Source organism: Nonomuraea sp. CA-218870, from assembly GCF_050936535.1.
In the GTDB taxonomy this organism is placed as follows: domain Bacteria; phylum Actinomycetota; class Actinomycetes; order Streptosporangiales; family Streptosporangiaceae; genus Nonomuraea; species Nonomuraea corallina.
This window is the reverse complement of sequence record NZ_JBNJMN010000001.1, coordinates 3051743-3077910: the sequence shown is the minus strand read 5'-3', so window position 1 is coordinate 3077910 and position 26168 is coordinate 3051743. Positions and strand designations below refer to the sequence as shown.

At 71.6% G+C, this 26168-nt stretch carries 20 protein-coding genes; 10 read left to right on the top strand and 10 right to left on the bottom strand.

Going from position 1 to position 26168, the window contains the following annotated elements:
• Positions 1-11: 11 nt before the first annotated feature.
• Positions 12-2831, bottom strand: coding sequence for a PQQ-dependent sugar dehydrogenase (locus tag ACQEUU_RS14960; protein WP_433065837.1), 2820 nt, complete (start codon positions 2829-2831; stop codon positions 12-14).
• A gap of 84 nt (positions 2832-2915) precedes the next feature.
• Entirely contained in the window at positions 2916-5267 is a 2352-nt protein-coding gene (locus tag ACQEUU_RS14955) for a ricin-type beta-trefoil lectin domain protein (RefSeq protein WP_433065834.1), read from the bottom strand.
• A 376-nt stretch (positions 5268-5643) separates the two neighbouring features.
• Between ACQEUU_RS14955 and ACQEUU_RS14950 the strand changes: the two genes are divergently transcribed.
• Positions 5644-6381, top strand: coding sequence for a FadR/GntR family transcriptional regulator (locus tag ACQEUU_RS14950; protein ID WP_433065831.1), 738 nt, complete (start codon positions 5644-5646; stop codon positions 6379-6381).
• Between the two features lie 26 nt (positions 6382-6407).
• On the opposite strand, the gene ACQEUU_RS14945 is transcribed toward ACQEUU_RS14950, so the two are convergent.
• From ACQEUU_RS14945 to ACQEUU_RS14930, 4 genes are read right to left on the bottom strand one after another with little or no spacing between them, the layout of a single operon-like run.
• Positions 6408-7559: a mandelate racemase/muconate lactonizing enzyme family protein gene (locus tag ACQEUU_RS14945; RefSeq protein ID WP_433065829.1), complete on the bottom strand. Its 1152-nt coding sequence runs from the start codon at positions 7557-7559 to the stop codon at positions 6408-6410.
• A 25-nt stretch (positions 7560-7584) separates the two neighbouring features.
• Positions 7585-8412, bottom strand: coding sequence for a carbohydrate ABC transporter permease (locus tag ACQEUU_RS14940; RefSeq protein WP_433065826.1), 828 nt, complete (start codon positions 8410-8412; stop codon positions 7585-7587).
• The gene (locus ACQEUU_RS14935; RefSeq protein ID WP_433065823.1) at positions 8412-9272 is read right to left on the bottom strand and encodes a carbohydrate ABC transporter permease; all 861 of its coding nucleotides are present in this window, start codon (positions 9270-9272) and stop codon (positions 8412-8414) included. Before ACQEUU_RS14935 ends, ACQEUU_RS14940 begins: the two co-directional genes overlap by 1 nt.
• 4 nt (positions 9273-9276) lie before the next feature.
• On the bottom strand, positions 9277-10515 hold the full coding sequence (locus ACQEUU_RS14930; RefSeq protein WP_433065820.1) for an ABC transporter substrate-binding protein: 1239 nt from the start codon (positions 10513-10515) through the stop codon (positions 9277-9279).
• A 165-nt stretch (positions 10516-10680) separates the two neighbouring features.
• Between ACQEUU_RS14930 and ACQEUU_RS14925 the strand changes: the two genes are divergently transcribed.
• From ACQEUU_RS14925 to ACQEUU_RS14915, 3 genes are all read left to right on the top strand, one after another.
• On the top strand, positions 10681-11448 hold the full coding sequence (locus ACQEUU_RS14925) for a FadR/GntR family transcriptional regulator (protein WP_433065817.1): 768 nt from the start codon (positions 10681-10683) through the stop codon (positions 11446-11448).
• Between the two features lie 307 nt (positions 11449-11755).
• Positions 11756-13081, top strand: a complete 1326-nt coding sequence (locus ACQEUU_RS14920; RefSeq protein WP_433065814.1) for a ricin-type beta-trefoil lectin domain protein — start codon at positions 11756-11758, stop codon at positions 13079-13081.
• Positions 13082-13349: 268 nt separating this feature from the next.
• Positions 13350-13694, top strand: a complete 345-nt coding sequence (locus tag ACQEUU_RS14915; RefSeq protein WP_433065811.1) for a hypothetical protein — start codon at positions 13350-13352, stop codon at positions 13692-13694.
• A gap of 31 nt (positions 13695-13725) precedes the next feature.
• Here ACQEUU_RS14915 and ACQEUU_RS14910 read toward each other — a convergent pair whose 3' ends face one another.
• A complete protein-coding gene (locus ACQEUU_RS14910) occupies positions 13726-14334 on the bottom strand; it encodes a TetR-like C-terminal domain-containing protein (protein WP_433065808.1) in 609 nt (202 codons plus the stop codon).
• Positions 14335-14571: 237 nt separating this feature from the next.
• Here ACQEUU_RS14910 and ACQEUU_RS14905 point away from each other — a divergent pair, with 237 nt between their 5' ends.
• Together ACQEUU_RS14905 and ACQEUU_RS14900 are read left to right on the top strand one after the other, a co-directional pair.
• Positions 14572-15738: a DUF418 domain-containing protein gene (locus tag ACQEUU_RS14905; protein ID WP_433065805.1), complete on the top strand. Its 1167-nt coding sequence runs from the start codon at positions 14572-14574 to the stop codon at positions 15736-15738.
• Between the two features lie 155 nt (positions 15739-15893).
• Positions 15894-18875 carry a hypothetical protein gene (locus ACQEUU_RS14900; protein ID WP_433065802.1) on the top strand — a complete coding sequence of 994 codons (2982 nt, stop codon included), beginning with the start codon at positions 15894-15896 and terminating at the stop codon, positions 18873-18875.
• Between the two features lie 327 nt (positions 18876-19202).
• On the opposite strand, the gene ACQEUU_RS14895 is transcribed toward ACQEUU_RS14900, so the two are convergent.
• Positions 19203-20513: a DUF1254 domain-containing protein gene (locus ACQEUU_RS14895; protein WP_433065800.1), complete on the bottom strand. Its 1311-nt coding sequence runs from the start codon at positions 20511-20513 to the stop codon at positions 19203-19205.
• The gene (locus ACQEUU_RS14890) at positions 20510-21577 is read right to left on the bottom strand and encodes a DUF1214 domain-containing protein (RefSeq protein ID WP_433065797.1); all 1068 of its coding nucleotides are present in this window, start codon (positions 21575-21577) and stop codon (positions 20510-20512) included. The genes ACQEUU_RS14895 and ACQEUU_RS14890 overlap by 4 nt, the downstream gene beginning before the upstream one ends.
• Before the next feature lie 62 nt (positions 21578-21639).
• Between ACQEUU_RS14890 and ACQEUU_RS14885 the strand changes: the two genes are divergently transcribed.
• The 3 genes from ACQEUU_RS14885 to ACQEUU_RS14875 all read left to right on the top strand — a co-directional run bounded on the left by ACQEUU_RS14885 (position 21640) and on the right by ACQEUU_RS14875 (position 24532).
• A complete protein-coding gene (locus tag ACQEUU_RS14885) occupies positions 21640-22293 on the top strand; it encodes a TetR/AcrR family transcriptional regulator (protein WP_433065795.1) in 654 nt (217 codons plus the stop codon).
• 158 nt (positions 22294-22451) lie between these two features.
• Positions 22452-23132, top strand: coding sequence for an esterase/lipase family protein (locus tag ACQEUU_RS14880; protein WP_433065792.1), 681 nt, complete (start codon positions 22452-22454; stop codon positions 23130-23132).
• Positions 23133-23146: 14 nt separating this feature from the next.
• Positions 23147-24532: an MFS transporter gene (locus tag ACQEUU_RS14875; RefSeq protein ID WP_433065789.1), complete on the top strand. Its 1386-nt coding sequence runs from the start codon at positions 23147-23149 to the stop codon at positions 24530-24532.
• A gap of 21 nt (positions 24533-24553) precedes the next feature.
• Here ACQEUU_RS14875 and ACQEUU_RS14870 read toward each other — a convergent pair whose 3' ends face one another.
• Positions 24554-25204 (bottom strand): TetR/AcrR family transcriptional regulator C-terminal domain-containing protein, encoded by a 651-nt coding sequence (locus ACQEUU_RS14870; protein ID WP_433065787.1) that lies wholly within the window; start codon positions 25202-25204, stop codon positions 24554-24556.
• 53 nt (positions 25205-25257) lie between these two features.
• Here ACQEUU_RS14870 and ACQEUU_RS14865 point away from each other — a divergent pair, with 53 nt between their 5' ends.
• Complete coding sequence (locus ACQEUU_RS14865) at positions 25258-25935, top strand: DUF998 domain-containing protein (RefSeq protein ID WP_433065784.1); 678 nt, start codon at positions 25258-25260, stop codon at positions 25933-25935.
• The last annotated feature ends 233 nt before the right edge of the window (positions 25936-26168 follow it).

Here is a 26168-nt window from a genome sequence, read left to right as displayed (position 1 = left end):
GGATGTCCCTTTCAGACGCGAGTCCAGCGCTGGCTGGTTCCTCCGGTGCAGGTCCAGATGCGTGCCCTGGTGCCGTTGGCGGTGCCGTTGACCTCCAGGCACTTGTTCGCGCCCACGGCGGTGATGCTGCCGTCGGCGTTGAGCCGCCACTTCTGGTTGTTCTGGCCGTTGCAGTCCCAGATGATCACCGCGCTGCCGTCGGCGGTCCCGCCCCCGTTCACGTCCAGGCACTTGCCGCCGTAGACCCGCAGTTCCCCGGCGCTGGTGACGGTCCACTGCTGGTTGGCCTGGCCGTTGCAGTCCCAGATGAGCACCTGCGCCCCGTTGGCCTGGGACGCGCCGTTGACGTCCAGGCACCGGTTCGACGCCACGCCGCGCAGCGCGCTCGTGCCGCCCGGGGACGGGGTGCCGGTGTCGAGGGTGAAGGCGTCCACGTCGAACAGGTGGCCCTGTCCGGTCGGGCCGCGGAAGACCAGGTACAACGTGGTCGTGCCGGCCGGCGCGCCGCTGAGGCTCGCCGAGACGTCGGCGAAGGTGTCCCAGCCGCCGGTGCTCGCCACGTTCACCGTTCCCAGCAGCGTGCCCGTCGCCGACCCCGCCCGCACCTCGATCCTGCCGCCCGCGCCGGCTGAGGACACCCGGGCGGTGATCCTGGTCGCGGCGCCCAGGTGGTACGGCTGGAAGGAGATCCAGTCGCCGTCGTCGGTGAAGCCGACCGTCCTGCCGCCCTCCGCGGTGGCGTGGTCGGCCGTCTGGACGCCCTGCTGGGCGCCGAAGTGCTCCGCCTGCCGGTGGCGCGGCTGGAGCGTGCGGGTGCTGGTGGAGGTCAGACCGCCCCCGTCGGTGTAGGAGGCCTCGAAGACGCCGTAGATGTTGGCCGCGGCGTCGTGCTCCCCGTCGACCGGCACCGAGAGGGAGCCCGAGCAGCCGGTCGCCGAGGTGATCTGGTGGCGGTGGCTGTCATGGCCGAGGAAGTAGGCGACGGTGACCCGGCCGCAGTCGATCGTGCCGTCCTCCGGATCGCTGACGGCGACCTGGAAGGGCACGGTGTCACCGAAGGAGAACGGCTGCCCGTGGACGGGGGTGGTCAGGGTGACCGTCGGCGCGGTGTTGCCGACGGTCACGAGCACGCTCGCCGTGCCGGTGAGACCCTCGGGGTCCCGGACCGTGAGCGTCACCTGGTAGGTGCCGTTCGCGGTGTAGGTCTTGGCCGGGTTCGCCGCAGTGGAGGCGGTGCCGTCGCCGAAGTCCCACGCGTAGGTCAGGGCGCGGCCCTCCGGGTCCGAGCTGCCCGCCGAGGAGAAGTTCACGGCCAGCGGGGCCGGTCCCGACGTGCGGTCGGCGGACGCCCTGGCGATCGGGTTGCGGTTGGCGCCGCCGATGTACTCGATGCGGTACAGCGCCTGGTTGTTGTTCCCGGTGCCGTAGTCGAGGACGTACAGGGCTCCGTCAGGGCCGAAGGCCAGGTCCATCACCTGCGTCCCCGTCCACGGGAACGCCGAGATCTCGCCGTAGGAGCCGTCCTGCCTCACCTCGATCGCCTTGATCCAGCGCCGGCCGTACTCGCCCGCGAAGTACCGCCCGTCGAGCGCCTGGGGGAACTTGACCGCCGAGTTCAGGCCGGGATCGTACCGGTAGACCGGGCCGCCCATCGGCGACTCCGACCCGGAGCCGAACTCCGGCGGGCTTCCCGCGTCCCCCGCGTACCGGATCCACGCCGGTTTGGCCGGAGGCAGGGTGGTCAGGCCCGTGTTGCGGAAGGAGTTGTTCGTCGGGCCGTTCGCGCAGTCGTACTTGGGGCCGGTGCTGTTGGTGGCGAAGTTCCATTCGTTGTACGTCTCGGCGGTGGTGTTCGTGCCCGTGCAGTACGGCCAGCCGTAGTTGCCCGGACCGGTGATGCGGTCGAACTCCACCTGCCCGCTCGGGCCGCGGGTGGAGCTGGTCACCCCGGCGTCCGGCCCGTAGTCGCCGAGGTAGACGATGCCGGTCGCCTTGTCCACGCTCATCCGGAACGGGTTGCGGAAGCCCATCGCGTAGATCTCCGGCCGGGTCCTCGCCGTCCCCGGCGGGAACAGGTTGCCGGACGGGATCGTGTACGTGCCGTCGGGCTGCGGTTTGACGCGCAGGACCTTCCCGCGCAGGTCGTTGGTGTTGGCGGAGGAGCGCTGGGCGTCGAACTGCGGGTTGCGGTTGGTCCGCTCGTCCAGCGGGGAGTAGCCGCTCGACTCGAACGGGTTGGTGTCGTCGCCGGTGGTCAGGTACAGGTTGCCGGCCGCGTCGAAGTCGATGTCCCCGCCCACGTGACAGCACTGGCCGCGGTCGTTCTGGACCCGGAGGACCACCTTCTCGCTGGTCAGGTCGAGGGTGTCGTCCGTCTTGAGGGTGAACCGGGACAGGTACAGCTCGCCCTTCCACTGGTCGAACTGGCTCTGCGTGCCGGTGCTCGGCGCGTCTCCGGTCGGGGTGCTGAGGCGCGGGGAGTAGTAGAGCCACAGGTGCCGGTTCGACGCGAAGCCGGGGTCGACCGCCACTCCCTGCAGCCCCTCCTCGTCGTGGGTGTAGACGTTGAGCCGGCCGGCCACCTTGGTGACGCCGGCGGCGTCGGTAACGCGCACCGTGCCGTCGCGCGCCGTGTGCACCACCGACCGGTTCGGCAGCACGGCCAGCGACATCGCCTCACCCAGTTCGCCGCCGCCTGACGCGAGCGGCACCTGCTGGTAGTCGGACGGCGGGATGTCGAGAGCGTCCGCCGGGGAGGCGTCGAGCGCCAGTACCCCGGAGGTGACGAGTGCCATCGTGGTCAGCAAGGTGAGCCACGGACGTCGGGACATGGGTGTTCCCTCCTGTGACAGGAAGACCGGTCGGGGCGGGGCGGCACCCCGCGGCCCTCGGGGCCGCTGGGGAGCCGGCCCCCGTCAGGTGCGAGTCCATTTCTGGTTGGCGCCGCCGTGGCAGGTCCAGATCTGCGTCCTGGTGCCGTTGGCGGTAGCGCTGACGTCCAGGCACTTGTTCGCGCCCACGGCGGTGATGCTGCCGTCGGCGTTGTGCCGCCACTTCTGGTTGTTCTGGCCGTTGCAGTCCCAGATGATCACCGCGGTGCCGTCGGCGGTCCCGGCCCCGTTCACGTCCAGGCACTTGCCGCCGTACACCCGCAGCTCACCGGCGCTGGTCGCGGTCCACTGCTGGTTGGCCTGGCCGTTGCAGTCCCAGATGAGCACCTGCGCGCCGTTGGCCTGGGACGCGCCGTTGACGTCCAGGCAGCGGTTCGACGCCACGCCCCGGAACGGGCCCGTGTCCCCTGAAGGCTGCCCGCCGGGCCCGGCGGACGCGATCACGGCCTGGGCCCCGGCCGGCCAGGCGCCGTTGGCGACGGTCACGTTGTTGTTCACCACGTTGCCGCGGTCGCCGTTGGTGACGTTGGTGCTGCCGTTGGTCGACCAGTTGCCGGTGACGGTGAAGTCGCCCATGTTCTCGCCGTACCAGTAGTTGGCGGTGGCCCAGGTGCCGGTGTTCGCCAGCACGTTGTTCCTGACGGTGTAGTACCGCGAGCCCTCGTCGAAGTAGATGCCGAACCAGCCGTTGGTGCGCAGGCAGTGGTTGTCGCTGATCACCGCGCCCGGGTTCCACGACAGCGTGTAGACGCAGCCGCCGTCGGTCATCTGCTGCATGACGTCGTGCACGTAGTTGCCGACGAGCCGGTTGCCGGAGGCGGTGGTGGGCGTGGTGTAGCGCGGCTGGAAGTCGTACAGGCCGCGGTTGGCGTAGTGGGTGCTGCCGCCGGGCTCGTTGGCGCCCCAGCCGTACCCGATCGACAGGCCGGTGTACGGCATGTTGTACACCTCGTTGCGGGACACGTCGGTGCCGGTGACGTAGGTGGACAGGACCGCGACGACTCCCCGGTGGTCGAGCCCGAGGTCGTGGATCCGGTTGTGGCTGACGGTGATGTTCCGGTTGACCATCCGCTGGTCGCCCGGGTGGTGCGCGTCCGCGCGCACGCCGCCGATCACGATGCCGCCGGCCGAGCCGCGGGCGATCTCCGACCGGGTGACGGTGACGCCGGCGGCGCCCAGGCCGACGCCACTGGCGTGCGCGTTGGCGTCGTTGCCGATGCCGATGGCCGTCTGCCCCAGGTTGAGGAAGCGCGAGTCGGTGAAGGTGACCGTGTTCGCCGCGGAGACCTGCACGGCGGCCGGCATCTGGTACCAGTTCGGCCGGGTCGCCTCGAACTGCCGGCAGCCCTGGTGGCAGGCGGTGAAGGCGGGCCAGTTCCAGGTGCCCGCCATGTAGGCGCCGGTCTGCTGGTCCACGTAGCCCTGGTCGCCGCTGGGGCCGAGCCAGCTCGTGCCGGTGAAGGTGATCCCGCTGAAGGTGAGGTGGTGCGCGGGCGCGTCGTACGTTCCCCCCACCTGCACGAGCGACTGGAGCACCGGCAGTTCCACGCTGACCTGGCTCATGTTCTGCCCGGCGAGCGGGATGTAGGACAGGGCGCCGGTCGCGGGGCTGAGGTGCCACTCCCCCGGCGAGTCGAGGAACTCGTAGGCGTTGACCAGGTGGAGCGGCCCGGCCCGGTGCGGGCTGGTGAAGGTGTCGTACCCGAAGTTGTTGTTGTTCCAGGCGGGCTGGCGCATGGTGATGAGGTTGCCGCTGATGCTCTGCACCGGCGCGTACCTGTCGGTGAAGGAGCCGACGCTCTCCATCTCCACCCGGCCCGCGTCGGCGAGGTCGTTGAGGTAGCTCAGCGCGCCGCTGGTGAACCGTAGCCCGGTGCTGCTCGCGGTGAAGTCGGACCGGTTGACGGCGGTGCGCGCCCGGGTGGCGAGCGCGCCGTCGACGTACAGCTGCCGGGTGTCGACGCCGGTCGCGACGGCGGCGCGCCAGATGTTGCGCCCCTGGTCGGCCAGGGTCCATCCGGTGACGGCCCTGGCTCCGCTGATGACCGGGACGGCCCCCGCCGCGGCCTGCCACCTGACGGTGTAGCCGTTGTTGCCGGAGTCGGCAGCGGTCAGCCGGAGCGGCGCGGACAGCCGGTACACCCCGCCGGCCAGCTCCACGACGAGGTCACCGGTCATCGCGGCGTTCAGGGACCGTACCGCCGCCTGCGCCGCGGTCAGCGAGCACGGCTGGTCGGAGGTGCAGGCGGTGCCGGTGCCGCCGGGTGAGGCGTACAGGGTCGTGGTGGCCGCGCGGGCCGGGGCGACGGGGGCGAGGAGGACGCACGCCGCGGCCAGCGCGGTGGTGAGGACGCCGATCAGGACCGGTCTCAGCATCGTGACGAATGGCGGTGAGGGCACAGTCGTTCCTTCGGGGGTCGGCGTACGGCCAGGTCACGCCCAGGTCATAGGCAGGTGACGCCATGGCGGGGTGGAGCGGACGTGCGCCGCCGGCATCGCTCCCCATTACCTTCGGAGCGGGGAAAGCCGTCAACCCTTAAGCCTTCCTATTTCACGATTCGGACACCGGGAGCACGGCTCCGGTAGGCTCGATTTCCGGCTTCACCAGCGGGGACACCCGCGCTAACCCACGTCCGCACCCCCGGCCTCCGGATGAACCGTTCATATGTTTCGTACTCATCAGGCGGCATCCGTGGCGGTCAAGGGTCGGCTCTTCCGTCATACTTGCAGGGAACGGCGAGGAGGATGCAGCGTGACTGAGGCCCCGCGTGAGAGCGGATACCGGCCGGGCTACGAGGTGGCCGCCGAGCAGGTCCTTGAACTGATCGTCAGGCTCGGCCTGCGTCCGGGCGACCGCATGCCGACCGAGAACGACCTCGCCCAGCAGCTGGGCACCAGCCGCACCGTGGTGCGCGAGGCGGTCAAGATCCTCTCCGCGCTCGGCCGCGTACGCGCCCAGAAGGGCCGCGGCCTGTACGTGGCCGACGACGAGGGGATGTTCGGCACCGGGCGCTGGGGGGCCTTCTTCCTCCCGACCGACCTCGACCACGTCTACATGCTGTTCGAGTTCCGCCGCACGCAGGAGATGGAGACCAGCCGGCTGGCCGCCGGGCGCGCCACCCCCGCCGAGCTGAGGGCCATCGAGGAGGCGGCCGACCTGTGCCGCCGCGGCTTCGAGACCGGACGCGAGGACCTGTTCAACGAGGGCGACGACGCCTTCCACACCGCTGTCGCCACCGCCTCGCACAACATGTTCCTCCAGGTCGCCGTGCGGGAGGCCCGCAGGCTGCAGGGGCAGTCGAGCCTCATCGGCCTGCGCGGCTCGGTGGGCGGCCACGCCGCCAAGGCCGTGGAGGAGCACGAGGCCATCTACCAGGCCATCCGCGCCGGCGACCCCGAGGCGGCCGCCCAGTCCGCGGCCCTGCACATCGACAACACCCTCGACGACTACCGCAAGGAGATCCAGCAGCGTCTCTTCTCGTCGCCCTGACGGGGGCGCGGGCGCCCGGCTTCGGGTCATCCCGGGGACCGCGTCGCGGGTGAGTTGCCGTCGACCGCCAGCAGCCGCCGCCCGGCGTGCTCCGGCCGGATGTGGGGGCCCTCGGCCGTCCTGACGTGGGGACGGCCGGCGGACGCGCCGATCGCCCGCTCGTCGAGCGTGATGCCCAGCCCCGGCGAGTCGCCGAGGACGAACGCGCCGTCCTCGACGTACAGGTCGAGCGACAGCCCGAGCGGCGGGCGCAGGTCCTGCAGCTCGCTGGCCAGGTGGTTCGGCACCGACGTCGCGGCGTGCAGCAGCGCGACGGGCGTGGCGCCGATCGGGCTCACCGGCAGGTCGTGGGCGTGCGCCAGCGCGGACACCCGGAGGAAGTGGGACACCCCCCAGACGACGGCCGTCTGGACGATGTCCACGGCCCCCGCCGCCAGCAGCGGGCGGAACTGTTCGAGCCCGGTGAGGTTCTCCCCCGTCGCGACGGAGGCGCGGATCCCGCGGCCCACCACGGCCAGGCCGTCGGCGTCCCACCGCCGCACCGGCTCCTCGATCCACGTGAGGTCCAGCGTGCGTTCGAGCTCGCACACGTGCCGGACCGCCTGCTTGCGGTTCCAGGCCTCGTTCACGTCGAGCATCAGGCCCGGCCGCGCGCCGCGCCCCGCCTCGGTCAGGACGTCCCGCACCAGGGTGAGGCGGCGCCGGTCGCGTTCGATGTCGAGGCCGCCCTTGACCTTGGCCGCACGCAGACCGTGCCCAGCGTAGGTCTGGTAGACGGAGACGAGCTCGTCGTCGGACAGGCCGATGTCGAGGCCGGAGGCGTAGGCGGGCACCCCCCGGTCGCGCCCGCCGAGCAGCCGCCAGAGCGGCTCGCCGGCCGCCCGCGCCTTGATGTCCCACAGGGCGGTGTCGAGCGCGCCGATCGTGCCGAACACCGCGCCGGCGTGACCCGCCTTGAAGGTACGCCGCAGCATGCGGTCGTAGAGCGCCGTCACGCCGCGCGGATCCTCTCCCTCGATCGCGGCGAACACCGTCTCGATCTCCACGTGGGGCCCGAGGCCGATGCCGGTGATGCCCTCGTCGGTGTCCACCAGGACGAGCGGCACGGGGACGACTCCGTCGGCGAAGACCCCGTTGACGTCACCGACGGGCCGGCCCCACTCCTGGACGGTCGTCATGGTGCGATAACCAGTGATCCGCATGTCAGCCTTTCGTGGAGCCGGCGGTGATCCCGTCGGTGATCTGGCGCTGGAGGAAGAGGTAGATCATCAGCACGGGCACCGCGGCGATCAGGACACCCGAGGCGAAGACGGGGATGTCGCCGGAGTACTGCCCGCGCAGGGCGTTGACCCCGATCATGAGGGTGCGGTTCTCCGGCGACGGCATCATGAGCAGGGCGATGAGCACGTCGTTCCAGCAGAACAGGGTGTCGAGGATGCCGACCGACAGCAGCGCCGGGGTGCCCAGCGGGAGCATGATCCGCCGGTACACGCCGTACACGGTGCTGCCGTCGATCCTGGCCGCGTCGACGATCTCCGCCGGGATGGTCCTGTAGTGGCTCGTCATCAGGAAGACCGTGAACGGGAGGAACTGGGCGACGTAGGCCAGGATCAGTCCCGGGTAGGTGTCGAGGAGCCCGCTGTCGGCCATGACCCTGGTGAGCGGGACCATGATCACCTGGAACGGGATGAACAGTCCCGCGAGACATCCCAGGAAGATCACCGAGGAGCCGCGGAACCGCAGCCGGGCCAGAGCGAAGCCCGCCATCGACCCCAACAGCAGCAGCAGTGCCACGGCGCACGCCACGACGACGAAGGAGTTGACGAAGTATCCCGCCATGCCGGCGCCGGACCACGCCTCGGCGAGGTTGTCCCACCGCGGTGAGGCCGCCGGGGAGAACCGGTCGAGGGTGTAGTCGCGGCGGGTCTTCATCGCGACGTTGGCGGTGAACACGAGCGGATAGACCGTCGCCAGCGCGAGACCGGCCATCGGAACGGCGGCCGCCCACCTGGCCGCCCGCATCCCGGCCATCAGTCCTGCCTCCCGGCTCGGCGGAGCAGGCTGACCTGCAGGAGCCCCACCACGAGCATGACGACGAAGAGCACCGTCGAGGCGGCCGAGGCGAGCGCCGGCCGGTTCAGCTGTCCCTGCTGGTGCCAGATGTAGTACTCCGGCAGGTAGGTGGACCCCTCAGGGCCGCCGCTGGTCATGACGAAGAGCAGCCCGAACATGGACGTCAGCATGCCGATCGTCGTCGTCACGAAGACGAACTGGATGGTACGCGTCAGACCCGGGATGATCACGTGCCGGATGGCCTGGCGGAGCGACGCGCCGTCCACCCTGGCGGCGTCCAGCAGCGAGCCGTCCAGGGTGCTGAACCCCGCGAGGAACACCACCAGGGCCATCCCGAACGTCGCCCAGATGTGCACGCCGGCCACCGTGACCATGGCGATGCCCGGATCGCCCAGCCAGTCGACGGGACCGGCGCCGAACGCCGCGAGGACGGAGTTCAGCGGGCCGTCGTACCCGAGCACGAGGTTGAAGATCGCGCCGACGATCACCGGCGAGAGCACGGCCGGGAAGAAGTAGACGCTGCGGTAGACCCGGTGTCCCGGCACGCGCAGATAGACGAAGGTCGCGAGCAGCCCCGGGATCGCCACCGCCACGGGAAGCAGCAGCATCAGCAGCCCGACGTTGCGCAGCGCGGTGTGGAACAACGGGTCGCCGGCCAGCTCCAGGTAGTTGCCCGGCCCGACGAAGGCGCCGTTGAGCTCGCCGTCGCCCGTGAAGGAGAAGTTGACGCCCAGGGCCAGCGGCCACAGGCGCAGAGCCACGATGATCAGCACGGCCGGGGCCACCAGGATGTACGGCGCGAGGCGCTCGGCGCGCACGGGGTCAGCCCGTCCGGTCGGAGGCGGCCAGTTGTTCCAGGGCTCCGTCCACGGTGATCGACCCGCTCAGGAGCTTCTGGGACAGCCTGCCCATCGCGTCCAGGGTCTTGGAGGACAGCGCCACGTGCAGGGCGGGCCTGCCGGTCCGGATCCGGGAGGCGATCGCGGCGGCGGCCGGACCGGCCTTCGAGACGTCGATCGTGGTGTCGGAGGTGATCGCGCCGGCCTCGGCGTAGAACGCCGTCAAGGCCTCGGCCGAGGTCAGGGCCCGCACCAGGTCGGCGGCCAGCGCGGGGTCCTTCGTCCCCTTGGCGACCGCGTAGCCGATGCCGCCGTCATACGGAAGGCTCGGGGTGGCGCCGTCGGTGACGACCGGGGCCGGCATGACGCCGAGCTTCTCGGGCGGCAGGAACTCGCCGAAGTCCTTCCAGTGCCCGATGTCCGACATCAGCCCGATGATGTGAGCGGCCTTCCCGGTCTCGAAGACCCGGAAGATGTCGGTGAACATCGCGGTGGAGTTGGCGCCGCCGTTGTTCAGCTCCTTGTCGCCGGCGTCCTTCCACAGCTCGAAGATCCGCCGTACGCGAGGAGAGGTCCAGTCGCGTTTGCCGGCGATCCAGTCGTCGTACTCCTTGGGGGTGAGGATCCCGGACCCGAGGCCCGACAGGAAGAACTGGATGCCGAAGCCCTCCTTGTTGCCGAGCGCGAAGCAGGCGGCCCCGGTCGCCCGCTTGACGGCGGCGCAGCCGCTGACGAACTCGTCCCAGGTCCCGGGCGGGTCGGCCGGGTCGAGGCCGGCCGCCTCGTAGAGCGACTTGTTGTAGTAGATCGGGTGCCCCTGCAGGGTCACCGGCGCCGCGTAGACCTTGCCGCCCTCGCTGAACGCCTCCCAGCCCGCCAGCCGGTTCCTGTCCCCGGCCACGTACGGGTCCAGCGGAAGGAGCAGGTCGGTCCGGTCGCGGATCTGCCCGCCTCCGTTGAAGAGCATGACGTCGGGCGCCTTGTTCGACCGGCTCGCCGTGCCGAGCAGGGTGTAGTACTGGTCGAACGGCTGCGCGACGAACTCGACGGTGACCTCCGGATGCCGCTGCGCGAAGACCGCCTTCGCCTTCGCGACGTACGCGGCGGCGGCCGGTTCGCCGGACTTCCAGTCCCAGACCACGAGCTTGTGCCGCGCCCCTGCGGACTGAGGGTCCGTCCGGGTCGCGCTGCCACAGCCGGCCACGGTCAGTGCGACGGCCATCCAGGCCGACCATAACGCTCGGTGTCTCATCGCTGCCCGCTTTCGGGAGCGGCCGACGGATCCGGCCGTCTGCCGTAAACGTAATTCGTATGACGTATTACGGCAAGAGATCTCGCGTATACTGTGCGCGGTGACGCTGTCACCTGGCAGGTCACCGGAGGCGACATGACGGCATCGCGGGAAACGGCCGGCAGTGGCCCGGCGCCGGCCTGGGTCCACCGCCCGCCGAGTCTCGCCAGAGCGGTGACGGCCGAGTTGGTGGAGCGCATCGTGCGCGGGGTCCACCCGCCGGGCACCCCGCTGCCCCCCGAGCCCGCGCTGTGCGAGGCCTTCTCCGTGAGCCGCACCGTCGTGCGGGAGGCCGTCAAGATCCTTCAGGAGAAAGGGCTGGTGCAGGTCCGCCAGGGCTCCGGCACCATGGTCACCCCACCGGCGACGTGGGACATGCTCGACGAGCTGGTCCTCACCGCGACCATCGCCGAGGACGAGAGCCTGACGATCCTCGACGACCTCGTCGTCACCCGGCGCGTGCTGGAGTCCGACATGGCCAACGTCGCCGCCCGCCTGGCCGGACCCGACACCATCGACCGGCTACGAGCGCTGGTGGACCACATGGACGAGCTCGTGGGCGACCCCGCCACCTACGCCGAGAGCGACCGCGCCTTCCACGACACCATCATGCGCGCCTCCGGCAACCGCATCGCTCGCGCCGTCGTACGGTCGCTGGAAGGTCAGGTCGTCAACACCGCCCGGTACATGGGCCGGACCGAGCGGGCCCTGTGCGTGGCGTCGAACCTCGGCCACCGCCGCGTCTACGAACGCATCGCCGCGCACGACCCCGAGGGCGCCGCCGAGGCGATGTTCCAGCACATCACCGACGCCTGGATCGTCCGCCGCAGCGGCACGGCCGATCCGGTGCGGCTGCGGCGCTAGTACGCCCCTGGAACCGGGTGAAAGTTACATCGCGGCAGATCAGCGGCGGCCCGCCGGCCGGCGGGCGGCCTGTCCTGGTCAGGTGGAGGAGCGACGAGGCCCGCCCGGGCGGGAGACCCCGGTGCCGGGCGGCCTGACGCTTGACAGATCTTTTCGCGGCGTATTCACTCCGCTGCACCATCGCTGTCAGCCACCGCAGAAGAGCGGGAGCCGATTCAGGCGGGATTGAGTTAGCGCTAACATGCGCGACGCCCGAACGCTTCCCGTTCACCTGTGTCACCAGGACAACGGCAAAGGACATTGCGTGATGCCGAGGCTCAGACTCCTCCTCACCGCCATCGCGTCGGCGGCACTGCTCGTCGTTCCGGCCACGGGGCAGCCGGCGCTGGGCGACAGCACGACCCCGTCGCGCACGGCGCCGAGCGCCCTCGCGCCCACCGCGGGATGCGGCAAGACGCCGACCCTCAGAAGCGGCGCTCAATCGATCACCACGAACGGCAGGAATCGCAGCTTCATCCTGAGGATTCCGGACAACTACCAGAACACGACGCCCTACCGGCTGATCTTCGGATTCCACTGGAACGGCGGCACCGCCAACGACGTCGACTCCGGCGGGACCAGCGGCTACCCGTGGTCCTATTACGGGCTCAGGGCGCTGTCGAACGGAACCGCGATCTTCGTCGCGCCTCAGGGCCTCAACAACGGCTGGGCCAACTCGGGCGGCGAGGACGTCACCTTCGTCGACGACCTGATCCGGCGGATCGAGGCGGACCTCTGCGTGGACACCGCACAGCGCTTCGCCCTGGGCTTCAGCTACGGCGGCGGCATGAGTTACGCGCTCGCGTGCGCCCGCGCGACGGTGTTCCGCGCGGTGGCGGTGTACGCCGGCGGGCAGCTCAGCGGCTGCAGCGGCGGCACGGAGCCCGTCGCGTACATCGGGCTGCACGGCCTCAGGGACTCGGTGCTCAACATCTCCTCGGGCCGTTCGCTGCGGGACAGGTTCGTCAGGAACAACGGCTGCACCCCCCAGAACCCGCCGGAGCCCGCCCAGGGCAGCCTGACGCACATCGTCACCTACTACTCGGGGTGCCGGACCGGGTATCCGGTCGCATGGGCGGCCTTCGACGCGGGCCACACCCCCGGTCCCGTGGACGGCAGGCCCGGCGACTTCGAGCCCGGCGAGAACTCCTGGACCAGGCCGGTGGTCTGGGACTTCTTCACACGGCTGGGAGGCGGCGACCCGAACCCGCCGGACACGGGCGCGTTCCGGGGTGTGGCGTCGAACCGGTGCCTGGACGTCAACGGCGCGTCCCAGGCCAACGGGGCGCAGGTGCTGATCTGGGACTGCAACGGCCAGGCCAACCAGCAATGGACCGTCACCAGCGCCGGGGAACTGCGGGTCTACGGCGGCAAGTGCCTGGACGTGAACGGGGGCGGGACCGCCGACGGCAGCGCGGTGATCATCTGGGACTGCAACGGCCAGAACAACCAGAAGTGGCGGCACAACACAGACGGCACGATCACCGCCGTGGGCGCGAACAAGTGCCTGGACGTCAGCGCCACCGCCAACGGCACCAGGACGCAGATCTGGACCTGCCACGGCGGCGCCAACCAGAAATGGACCCGCACCTGACCGATGAGACCTTCTGCTCCTGCCACGTCAGGCTCACACTGACCGGGCTCTAGGCAGGCGAGTACGGCTGACCTGGAGGAATTGACCACTGCCCGTGCACATCCGACCCATGAGCGTGAATTGTCACTGAAGCAGTAGCCATCAACGTATCTAGATCGCTATGATCTTGATTGTACTAAATGGCCCATAGTGACCATTTCCGCACTCTTCGTACTGCATCGATATCGGTGCGCGCCGTACGGAGACGTTCTGCTGGGAAGGAATGTACATGCGGGGATTTTTCAAAAAGGCCGCTGCTGTCGCCGGCGCGATGATGGCCGCCTCGGTCATGATGGTGAGTCCCGCGAGCGCGGCGACCGTGGGCTGCCGCGGCGAGTGCGCGACCGGCGCGATCCTGTCGAACAGGCCCGGGAACTACATCGACGTGCTGGTGATCAACGACAGGGGCCTGGGATATTGCAAGTGGACCGTCCGGGACGCGAACAACCACGTTGTCGTCGACTCGGGCACCACCTGGGCCTCGGAAGAGAAAAGAATCCACGGTCTGTATAACGCGTACTACCTGACCATCAGCAACCGCAATTGCTACGGCTACATCTACAATCGCCAATAGAGGAATCACGGCGAGGACGAAGGCCGATAGGTCAGTCGCCCTGCGGGTGATGGGCGCGGAGTCCGATGGCCGGGAGGATGGCCTGGTCGACGATGTCGGCCAGGTCCTCGTCGCTGGGCTGCGTGCCGTCCAGCAGGCGCTTGGTGACCAGCGCCTCGCCGATGTCGGCGACCACGGGGGTGAGCAACGCGGCCGGGAAGTGGCCGCGGTCGGCGTAATACTGCAGCACCGTGTTCGTGAACGTGCCCCCTCGCCGGGCGAAGACCTTCTCGAAGAGCGCGTCGGAGACCTGCGCGGCACCCAGCGGATCGGTGAGGATGGCCGCGACCGCCCGCCCGGCCGGGCTGAGCATCCAGGCGCGCATGAGCTGGAGTGACCGGATCAGGTCGCCGCGCAGATCGCCGGCTCCCGGGGTGGGCTCCTCGACGGGATGCGCGTGGTAGAGCGCGTCCAGGAGGATGTCGATCGGGTCTGACCAGCGACGGTACAGCGTGGTGCGGGCGGTCGCCGCCCGCCTGCCGATGCCTTCCATGGTCAGCCGGCCGACGCCGACCTCCACCACCTCTTCCAGCACCGCGGCGCGGATGGCGTCGGCCACCTCGTCGGCGCTCCGCCGCGTCCGGCCGCTGCGATCTCCCAATCGTCGCCCCTTGTTCGATCCCAGGGCCGCATCTTACTCGTGGAGCAGGCCGGCGCACCGCGACCGGGCCGGCCGCGCGCGCCAAGCTACGACACTGTAGCTATATTTATGTAGCTACGTTACTGTTGCTTGGACGGTTCCGGCTGGACGCACACCGCCGGGACAACGCGACACCCCTCTCTTGCGTACTCCTGAACAGGCGAAAAGGGCGGGGTCCTTCGATGTGAGAGGTCGCCCATGTCCATCGCTCCGCCCGCTCCCGGGGCCACCCCCGTCACCCGCCGGGCCCTCGCCCCCGACCTCGCGCGAGGGCTGATGCTGCTGCTCATCGCGCTGGCGCACGCGCACATGTACCTGTCCGGCCACGAGGCGGGCTTCCGCGGCTACGCCCTCGACGGCGCCGCGCTCGACAGGCTGGTCGCCGGGACGCAGATCCTCCTCGTGGACGGGCGGGCGCTGCCCATGTTCGCGGCCCTGTTCGGCTACGGCCTGGTCCAGCTCGCCGACCGGCAACTGGCCACCGGCAGAAGCTGGCCGCAGGTGCGCGCCGTGCTGCGCCGCCGGAGCCTGTGGCTGCTGGCCTTCGGGTTCTGCCACGCGCTGCTGCTGTTCTTCGGTGACATCCTCGGGGCGTACGGGCTGGTCGGGCTCGTGCTCGTCGGCTTCGTCCGGCGCGAGGACCGGGCCGTGCTGCGGGCCGCGGTGATCGGGCTTGCGGTGCACGTCGTGGTGCTGTTCGGCTTCGGGCTGCTCACCGTCTCCGCGCCCAAGGGCGACACGCCCGCAGCCATGGCGGATCCCGTCGAGGCGCTCGTGATGCGGCTCATCGGATGGTCAGGAATGACGCCCACCTACTTCGCCGCCAGCGTGGTGCCCGCCTTCCTGTTCGGGATCTGGGCGGCCCGGCGGCACGTGCTGGAGGACCCGACGCCGCACCGGGACCTGCTCTCCCGGGTCGCCGTCGCGGGCACGGCGCTGGCCGTCGTCGGCGCGGTTCCGCTGATGCTCGTCGACACCCGGATCTGGACGCCGTCGGACCTGGTCTCCGTGTCGGCGTACGCGCTGCACAGCGTGACCGGCATCGCCGGCGGGCTCGCGTACGCGGCGATCATCGGACTCGTCGCCGGCCGGGCGCGACGCGGCCGTCCCGGCCCGCTCGTCAGGGCGCTCGCGGCCTGCGGCCAATGGTCGCTGACCTGCTATCTGCTCCAGTCGGTGATCTTCGTCGCGGTGTTCGCCCCCTACGCGGGAGGGCTCGGCACGCGCGTCGGCGACGCCGCGGCGTCCGGCATCGCCGTGGTGACCTGGCTGGCCACCGTGGTGCTCGCCGCGCTGCTGGCACCCGGCGGGCGCAGAGGGCCGGCCGAGGCCGCGCTGCGGCGGCTGACGTACGGAAGAAGCTGACCCGCGCGGGGGCGCCTTCGCGGCCGGGAGACGGGACCCGCGCCGCCGCGAGGCGGGCACGCCGCCCTGGCGTCGGGCGCCGCCTGCCGTTTGTCGGAGGCGATCTCTAGGGTGCGGCGCATGACGTGTTCGACTGCCTCCGTGAGCGCCCTCCGATGACGGCCTGGGCGCGGGTTCGTGACCGCATCATCGCCCGCGACACCGGTGGGCTGGCCGACCTGGTGATCGCCTTGTCCGGCGCCGAGCGCGCCGAGGTCGCCCGGCAGCTGCCGGACCTGCGCCGCGAACTGCGCGCGGCCGCCGATCGCCGCGCCAGGGCGGGCTGGTCGCTCCGGCTGGGCGACGGGGACGACCTGTGGGAGGAGGACGGGCCCGCGACGGATCCGTGGGACACGGCTCTGGATGCCGTCGGCGGCCACGGTGCGGTGCTGCGGATCGCGGGAGCGGGCGTGCTGTCCGGTCCCGCCGCCACGGTCTCCTGGCTGACCCGGCGGGAGTTCGCCGACCGCCAGGCCGGGGTGACGGACCTGGTCCGGACGCTGGCCGCGCGCCCGGCCGGCTGGCAGGCCGAGGTGGCCGTGCGGCTGGCCCGTAGGATCCGCACCGCCGACGACCCCAACGGTCCGCTGGCGCTGGCGCTGCTGCGGGCCTGCGGCGTCCCGCCTCCTGAGCACGACCCGCTGGTGACCGCCTGGCTCAGCTCCCGGCCGGGCCCCGACGACCCGCTGATCGACGCGCTGCTGCCGAGGATCTTCGAGGCCGAGGGCGCCGGTCGCGCGCTGCGCTGGGAACGGCTGGAACCCGTCCCCACCCACTGGCTGTCCCTGCTCGACCGGCTGCGGGAAAGCGGCCGGGTGTCGCGCGCGGAGTTGCTGGACGGCTGCCTGTCCCGCTTCCTGCGCGGCGGGGACGCCCTCGGCCTGCGCTTCTTCATCCGCCTGCACGAGCTGCTCGACCCCACTCCGCAGGAGGCCGCCGCCCGGGCCCGCGACTACCTGCGGCTGCTGCCCACCGCTCCCGGCACGGTCGCCGAGCCGGCGCTCACCCAGGTCAGGCAGGGCGGACCGCACGAGGAGGCCGAGGTCATAGAGGCGATCGGCGCGCTGACCTTCCGCCCCGAGGCCAAGCTCGCCCTGGAGGGCCTGCGCTGGCTGGAGCGCGAACTGCCGAACGCCGTGGAGCTGGCGCCCGCGCTGGCCACCGCGTTCGGGCACCCCTCGTACGAGGTCCAGGGACGGGCGGCCAGGATCGCGCTCAAGCACGCCGCGGCCTTCGCCCCGGCCCGGGAGACGCTGGCCCAGGCCGTGCCGATGCTGCCGCCGACGCTCGGCGCCCGGGTGGCGGCCGTCCACGGCGGGGAGGCGGCGGCCCCGGAGCCGCCCGAGGTGTTCACCCCGCCGCCGCTGCCGGAGCCGTACGAGCCGGAGCCGTTCCCGGAGCCCACCCTGGACCTGCCCTCGGGCATGTGCCACTGGCCCGATCACGAACGGTGGCTGGCCGCGTTCACGCGGCAGGCGAGCGGTGACCGGGAGGAGCTGCGGCGGGCGCTGAGCGGCTACGGCGACGAGCCCTACCTGTTCCAGCAGACGAGCTGGACCGATACCCGATCATGGTTCAGCGCCCTGGCCCTGGAGGTGATCGCGCCCGGCACCGATCCGGGTCCGCCCGAGCCCGAGCCCGTCGACCCGTGGGCGGGAGCGAGCTTCAAGGTGAGCGTCCAGCCCGTGGCGGAGCCCGAGAGCGACGACGGGGAGCGGGAAGAGGAGGAGGGCGAGCCGGAGCGGATGTTCGGGAACCTGCCGGAGCGGGTCCGCGAGGACATCTTCGAACAGGTGCTGGAGATCGGCGTGTCCGAGGAGCGGGTGGCGGCCATGCGGGACGGGCTGCGGGTCCCCCCGCCGGGACCCGGCGAGCCGAGAGACTTCCGCGTCCAGATCGGCTACTTCGGGTTCGGGCCGATGTTCATGAAGCCGGAGCCGCCGGACCCGGCGGTGGAGTCGCGCCGCCGGCGTCGCCTGCCGCAGCCGTGGCAGGTCTCACCGCCGCACCTGTTCGTGCTGCGCCGGCTCAGCGAGGTCTACGAGGCGCTGCGGGCGGGCACGCTGCCGCCCGTCCTGCTGGCCACGCCCACGCGCTCGACCGGGCACCTCGACCCGGACGTGCTGGTGGACCGGCTGGAGGAGTGCGCGGCGGCGGGCGTCGAACCGCTGGCCGCCGACCTGGTCCAGGCACTGGTGCGGCTGCCCAGGGGACGTCACCCGGGAGCGGCCGCGAGAGCGGCGCGGACCGGCTCGCAGGCCGCCGCGACCGCCGCCGCCTGGCTGGCGGGTGAAGGGCTGCCCGACCCGGAGACCGGGCTGCGATGGGCCTACCTGGACGGCGCCGTCGACCGCTACCTCGACGAGCACGAGCCCGATCGCCCGCAGTACGAGGTCAGGCTGAAGCCCATACTGCGTGCCGAACCGGTCGGCCACGCACCGCTCGACGACCTGCTCGGTGACCTGCTGCGCGAGCCGGCGCACTGGAGCTACGACGACCACGGCGGCGCGATGGGCTGGTGGCCGGCCGTCCTGCCGTCGCACCGGGAGGTCGTGGCCGTCAACTACCTGCCGTTCCTGCTCCACCCGACGATCGCGCCGGTGTTCGTGGCGGCGCTGGCCGACGCGGACGGCCCCGTGGGAGAGACGCTGGCCCTCACCCTGGCCTACTTCGTGGCCGCCGGGCATCCGGAGGCGCCGCCCCTGTTGCTGCGGATGGCGGCCAGGGGGGACCTGCCGGCCGAGGCGGTGGGTGAGCAGGTCGCGCTGCTGCTGCGGCGCACAGCGCGGTTCGACAAGCGGGCGGTGGTGCGGGTGCTGGCCGAGGCGGCACGGCAGGGCGCCCACGCGGCGGTCTGGCGGCTGCTCACGACGCTGCTGCCCGCCCTGCTGCCCGATCCCGGCGAACGGCCGGGCGTCGCGCACACCCAGGCGATGGCGCTCGCGGCGGACACGGCGACCTGGGCGGCGGCACGGGGCGCGATCCCTCAGGTGACGGCGTACGCGGCGGCCGGGGGCCGCAGCCGTTTCGCGCGCGAGTGCGTACGGCTGCGTGACCAACTCGGCCGGGACGGCGTGGCCGCGACAACGGGCGCCTAGCTCAGCGGGGTGAGCGTATTGTCACCCTGTGGATGCATGAAGTGATGACCTTGTCCGGGGATTCCCGTGACGAAGTCATCACTTTGTGTGCACGCTGGCGGCATGCACCCACTGATCTGGTTGGCCCTCGTCATATCCGTCGTCTACCTGGGGTCCTGCTACTTCCATCCGTACATGAAGTGCCCGCGCTGCAATCGCTCGAAAGAGTCGCATTCGACCACTTTCAAGGGGGCTTTCGGCAAATGCCGGGCATGCAAGGGGGTCGGGCACTCGGTGAGGTTCGGGGCGAAGATCCTCGGCCGGAAGTGACGACCCCGTACGGGCCGGTCAGAAACGCGTCCGGTGATCGAGCACGGTCACGGGCGGGTACGCGTACGCGCCGTCGAGGACCGGGCGGCGGGGCAGGTAGAGACGAAGGATCAGGCTGAACCGGCCGGCCGGGACGGGCAGCCAGTTGACCTCGGGTCCCGCGGGCGGATGGTGGGACAGGTACAGGTCGAGGGAGCCGTCCGCGCCGGTGACGAGGCCCGGGTCGTCGCCGCTGATGGAGTAGCGGCCGTGGCTGTTGGGGACGAGGAACATGTCGGGGCCGTACGCGGTCAGGGACCAGAACGCGTCGACCGGGGGCAGGCCGTCCTTGGGGAAGCGGATGCGGTAGCGCTTGGAGCCGTCCAGGGGCAGGCCGTCCGCGCTGGTGGAGGTCCGCGGGTAGATCGCCTCCTCCGCCGGGACGGGGCCCCAGAAGTATCGGGCGACCATCGCCCGTTCGCGGAGCCCGCCGCGGGTGTCCCGGGTGCCGAGGCCGAGGTTGGCGGTCCAGCCGTTGACGGTGTGCGGGGCGGCGGCGGGCGGTTCCAGCTCGCGCATGCCCTCCGCGACCGCCTCGGCGAGGACCGTTCTGCCGGGTTCGTCCAGTTCGGCGCCGGGGCGCCGGCCGGCGGCGACGCCGAGGCCCGCCACGGCGTCGAGGGCCCGGCGCTGCTCGGCGGTGACCGGCGGGTTGGCCGGGAGGGCGGCGCAGAGCTCGTCGAAGAAGCCGAGGCCGTCGCGCCCGGTGTCGTGCGCGCGGCCGGCCGGAGGCGGCAGGGGCAGGCCTTCGCCGGTCCTGGCCGGGGCGCGCAGGTCGATCCTGGTGGCCAGGGCGCCGGCCTCGGCGGCGTCGGCGGCGTCGAGCGCGCGGATCCGGCAGAGGAGGAAGGCGTGGCCGGTGGGGCACCGTAGCGGTTCGAGACCGTCGGGGACCGGGCCGGAGTGGCTGGGAGGAAGGATGGCCCAGGAGCCGCCCCGGCCGCCGGTGGTCCGCGTCCCGAGCAGCCCGAAGCCGCCCATCCAGGCGTCGAGGAGCTGCACGCTGTGGTAGCGGTCCGGGATGGCGGGGAGGGTCAGCGTCACAGGGCCCGCCCGCAGGTCCAGGACGGCGAGCGCGTAGACGGTGTCCAGGTTGGGCGCGACGATGGCCCGGCTGTCGGGGCCCGACAGCCGCCGCGAGGCCCACATCCGGTTGACGCCCAGCCGCTGCGCCATGCCCTGCATGATGCGCATGGTGGTGACCAGGGGGAAGCCGGCGAGGAAGGCGTTCTTGGCCGCCGTGACGCGGGGGTCGGTGGCGTTGGAGCGGTGCCAGACGGGCGAGCTCATGGCGTTCCTCCAGGTGAGGGGTGCGGGACGACGCGTCCTTCGGGGATCACGACCTCGTCGGTGAGCAGCCATCGGAAGAGGACCCAGCCGCGCGGGTGGCCGGCGGTGTCGAGCCAGTTGGGCTCGCCCGGGTCGGAGTGGGCGACCACGACGCGCAGGCTCCCGTCGGGCGCGAGCGTCGCGCCGCCGGCGTTGAGCGCGGTGCGGCGGCTGCGATGGTCGAGCGACTGGCCCCACCGGTTGGCGAGGTGGACGCCCCAGTAGCGGCATCGCGGCGGCACGGCCTCGACGACCAGGGCCTGGTCCGGTTCGAGGGAGTACCAGCAGATGACGTAGCCGGCGTCGGGCGTCCCGTACAGGCCGTGGCCCTGGTGGTGGACGAAGCGGTTGGGCGTGGCCTCCGCCTGCTCGGCGCGCCGGCGCGCCATGCCCGTCGCGGCGGTGACGAACGCGGCGGCCGACCCGGCGAAGGCGGCGAAGCGGGCGTCGTCGAAGACCGGGTCAGGCCCCGGGTCGTCGAGCGCCTCGATGGTGAACCGCGCGGGCCGGTCGCGGGCGCGGTCGAGGAAGTACTGGCGGGCGATGACCGTGTGCGCCCCCGGTTCGAGCGGGATCCAGGTGCCCGGCCGCTCGTCCGGGGAGAGCGTGATCTCGAACGAGCCGTCGGGACCGAAGGCGATCCGCTCGTCGTTGAGGTTGGTCACGCGGGTCGCCCGGCGGTCGGAGCCGTTCGCGCCGTAGACGCAGAAGGCGAGGTACGGCACGGTGCCGCGCTCTCCCCGGATGCGGTACGAGCGCCGGCTGGAGATGAGCGCGATGTCGTACTCGGTGTCGGGGTTGTCGAAGAACAGCTTGCGCACCGGGGTGACGGACGGCAGGAACAGCGGACGGCCGGAGTCGCGGGTCCCGGCCCGGTCGGCCTGGTCGGCCAGGACGTGGAGCACGTAGCGGAAGCCCTCGGCGACGTCGACGCCCGCGTCGGGCCCGGCCAGGCCGGCGACGGTCTCCCCCGCCTCGTCCAGCGCGCGCACGAGCCGCCTCCAGGCCGCGAGGGCGTACGTCATGCGTTCTACCTCCCGACTTCTAATGGATCTCATTAATACTCGCTGGACGATAGTATGACGCCGTGTCCAGATCAAGTACCCGCGACGCGCTGCTCCGCCAGGGCGCGCTGCTGTTCGCCCGGCACGGGGTCGCCGACGTGACCACCCGGCAGCTGCACGACGCCATCGGGGCGCGCAACGAGTCGGCGCTGCATTACCACTTCGGCGGCAAGGACGGCCTGGTCGAGGCCATCCTGCGAGCACACCTGGAGGCGGTCGAGGCGCGCCGCGCGCCGCTGGTCGCCGCCATCGCCGCCGGCGACAGGACCGCGGACCCGCGGGCCCTGGTGCACGCGCTCGCCGCCCCCATGGACGAGGACCTCCGCACCGAGCTGGGCCGGGCCCATCTGCGCATCGTGGCCAGGCTCAGCTATCCCTCGCTCGCCTATCGGCGGCCGTTCCAGATCGTGGACGCGCCGGCCGGGCTCGCGGTGGCGCGATGGCTGCACGCGACGCTCGAACCGCTCCCCCGCCCGCTCCGGCTGGAGCGGCTGGCCATGCTGCGCTCCCAGCTCATCAGCCTGTTCGGCCTGCGCGCCCAGCTCCTCGACGAGTCGGCCCCCGGCGAGCCGCCGGTGACGGCGGAGCTGTTCTCCGGCAACCTGCTCGACATGCTCGTCGCCGGCCTGACCGCCCCGGCCTCGGCGGAGACTCTCGCGGCGATCCCTCGGGAATGAGTTAACGGCTGCCATTAGACGGCCGGATGATAGAGGGTCTTCGGCGACCCGGTCAAGCTTGTGCCGTCCATCACGTGAATCCACTTTAATTGTTGCCATTAAGTTTCTGGTCGCGCACAATCAGGTGGCATTCGTCGGACTCCACGAGGAGGTCGCCCATGAACACCATGGCTCGCGCCGGGACCGCCCTGACAGCGGCGCTGCTGACGTGTCTGGCCGTGCTGGTCCCCGGCGCCCCGCGAGCGCGGGCGGACACCGAACCGATCCTGTTCGTGCACGGCTACGGCGGCAACGGCGGCCGGTGGAGCACGATGATCGACCGCTTCGAGGCGGACGGATGGCCCGCCGACCGGCTGTTCACCATCGACTACGACAGCACCAGGTCCAACGTCGCCATCGCCGCCGACATCCGGGCCAGGGTCGACGCCATCCGGTCGGCCACGGGCGCGGCCAAGGTGACGATCGTCGCGATGTCGATGGGCTCGCTGAACAGCCGCCACTACCTCAAGTTCCTCGGCGGCACGACGGCCGTCAGCACCTGGATCTCGCTGGCGGGCCCCAACCACGGCACGACCGCGACCCGGTTCTGCCCGCAGGACCGGCCGACCTGCCAGGAGATGCGGATCGGCTCACCGTTCCTGACCGAGCTCAACAGCGGTGACGAGACCCCGGGCGACGTCGCGTACGGCACGCTCTGGTCCGACTGCGACACGGTGGTCAACCCCGACTCCAGCGTGTCCCTCGCCGGGGCCGTCAACACGTACGCCGGATGCCTGTCGCACGCCGCGTTCCTGACCGACGCCTCGGTCTACGCGAAGGTCCGCGACTTTGTCTCCTGAACGGCCGGTGGGTCATGCGTGACGAGGTCCGCCCCCTGCCGCGACGCCGCTGGGGGGCTCCCCCTCCCGGCGGCGTCCGCGCCGGTGACTCCGCCCCCTACGGCTGGGCGCCGCTCGTCATCCTGTTCCTGGTCGGGCTGGTGGACCGGGTCGAGGCCGGCCTGCTCAGCGGCCTCCTCCCGCTGATCCAGGCCGAATGGGGCATCGGCGACACCGTCGCCGGCGCGATCCCGACCGGCTCGGCGATCGCGGCGGCGGCGGTCGCCGTCCCCGCCGGCTACCTCGCCGACCGGTTCAGCCGGACCCGTGTCATCACCGTCATGGTCCTGCTCTGGGCCGTGGCCACGACGGGCAGCGGCCTCGCCCCTGGCTTCGCCGTCTTCTTCCTGACCCGCATGGCCCTGGCCGCCGCCGAGCACGTCGACAACCCGGCGACCGGCAGCCTGCTGGCCGACTACTATCCGCCGATCAGCCGGGCCAGGGCGTTCGGCTGGACGCGGATGTCGGCGCACCTGGGCGGGATCGGCACGGTGCTGGGCGCGGTGCTCGGGCAGGCGTTCGGCTGGCGGGCGGCGTTCCTGCTGATGGCGATCCCCGGCCTGCTGACCGCCCTGATCTGCCTGCGGCTGCGCGAGCCGGCCCGCGGCCTCCTCGACCAGGTCACCGCCGGGGGTGCTGTCGGGGGTGCTGTCGGTGACGACGCCGGGGCGCGCCCGGCGACGCCGCGGCTAGCGCGGCAGGTCCGGGACGTGCTCGCCGTACGCACGCTCGTCATCGTCACCGTCGGCCTGGCCACCCTGGGCATGGGCGTCGCCGGGCTCTTCTACTGGATGCCCACGCTGATCGGCCGCACCTTCGCCCTGACCCCCGGGCAGGCCGGAGCGCTGGGCGGCCTGGTCACCGTCATCGGCGTGGTCACGGGCACCCTCGCCGGGGCGTGGCTGGGACGCCGCGCGCACGTCACCCGCAAGGGCGGCCGGGTGCTCGTCGGCGGCTGCGGCGTCGTCGCCGGCGCGGTCGTCATGGCCACCGCGCTGCTCGCCGCCCCCCGCGCCCTGGTCCCGTTCACCTTGCTGACGGCCGTCGCCGTCATCCTGATGTCGACGGCCACCCCCAACCTGACCGCGTCGCTCGCCGACGTGATCGGGGCCTCCTCCCGGGGCATCGCCTTCGCCCTCGCCCAGCTCGTCGGCGGGAGCGCCGTCGCCGTCGGGCCGCTGATCGTGGGCATCGTCTCCGACCGGACCGGCTCCCTCACCACCGCCCTGCTCCTCATGACCCTGCCCGTACTGGCCGGAGGGCTGCTCACGCTGACGGCGCGCGGCCCGTACGAACGCGACGCCGCCCGCGTCCTGCGCTCCGCCCGCGACGCGCCGCCGGCCGCGGAAGCGGGCAGGTGAGTCACCAGCGACTCACAGCCGTCATCCGGCCCGGTGCGACGCCAGGACGGCGGCGGTCCCGTCGACCAGCAGGCGGAGCCCGTGCTCGAAGGCCTCCTCGCCCAGCGGGTCGCCGCCGTCGATGATCGCCGTGATGAGGGGCGCCCGCATGCCTTGCTCCAGCATCGCGGCCAGGCCGGGCAGGGTGACAGGCTCACCGTGGCGCTCCATCTGCTCCTGGAGGACGAACCCGTTGATGTAGCGGGTGCACGTCGCGATCGTACGGAGGGCCAGAACCGGCGTGAACCCGCGAGAGACCAGGGCGGCGAGTTCCTCGTCGAACAGCTTGACGGTCGCGGGACTCAGGGCGGAGGCGTTGGCGACGAGGCGTGCGCCGTCACGGTGGGCGAGCAGCGAGGACCGATAGCAGCGGGCCCTGCGCAGGAGCCAGTCCTGCCAGCCCTCCCCGGGCAGGGGCGGCCCCATCCCGGCCGCGACGATGACGGCGTCGGCCATGCCGTTGAGCAGTTCCTGCTTGGTGCGGATGTGCCAGTAGAGGGCGGGTGACCGCACGCCCAGCTCGGTGGCGAGCCTGCGCACGGTCAGCCCGTCGAGGCCCACCTCGTCGAGCAGCCGGAGCGCGGTCTCGATCATCGCCTTCCTGGTGATGCCCGGCCGCTTGTTCTCGCTCATCGGTTGACAGCTTAGCAATGCTAAGCTGTCCTTAGCATTGCTAAGGAGGAGTCGTGTCGACCAGAGCACTGCTGCGCTGCGGCGTCGTCGCGGGACCGTTCTTCATCCTCGCCGTGCTGGTCCAGGACTACACACGCCCCGGCTTCGACCCCCGGCGGCACGCGTTGAGCCTGCTGAGCCTGGGCGACCTGGGATGGATCCAGATCGCCACCTTCGTGACCACCGGCCTGCTGTACGCCGCCGGCGCCCTGGGGCTGCGGCGAGCCCTGCGTCCCGGGCCCGCCGGCACCTGGGGCCCCCTGCTCATCGGCACCTTCGGCCTCGGGCTGGTCGGCGCCGGAGCGTTCCCGACCGCGCCCGGATGGGGCTATCCGCAGGGAGCGCCGCCCGGGGTTCCCGTCGACACGAGCGTCAGCCACGTCCTGCACGGCGTCTCCTTCTTCGTGGTGCTCATATCGCTGGTCGCAGCCTGTTTCGTCTTCGCCCGCGGATGGGCCGCGCGGGGAGCTCGCGGATGGACGATCTTCTGCGTGGTCGTCGGTACGGCCCTGCCGGTGATCTATGTGCTGGCGGGAGTCCTGTCCGACCGCGGCGCCGACCCCCAGCCGTTCAGCCTTCTCCTCCGGACCCTCGCGCTGACCGGATGGTCATGGGCCTCACTGGTCACCCTGCGGGTGATGAACATGGCCGCCGACGGCCACCTGCGGGCGGACCACGCACGCAACCCGTGATCGCACCCGTTCGCGGGGCTCCGGCGAGGCCCCATGAACGAGTCGTCGCCGTCAGAGAGGGCTTGTCCCGGGCGCGACACCCACGAGAATGGCAGGCTGTGAGCGTGCGATCACCCGGAGCGAAATTCTTCAACACCGCCGGGCGCACTGGCTCCTGTTCGCCGACCTGCTGAACCGGGACCAGTACGGACCTTTCACCGACGAGGAGCCGGCCGAGGCATGCCTGAGGATCT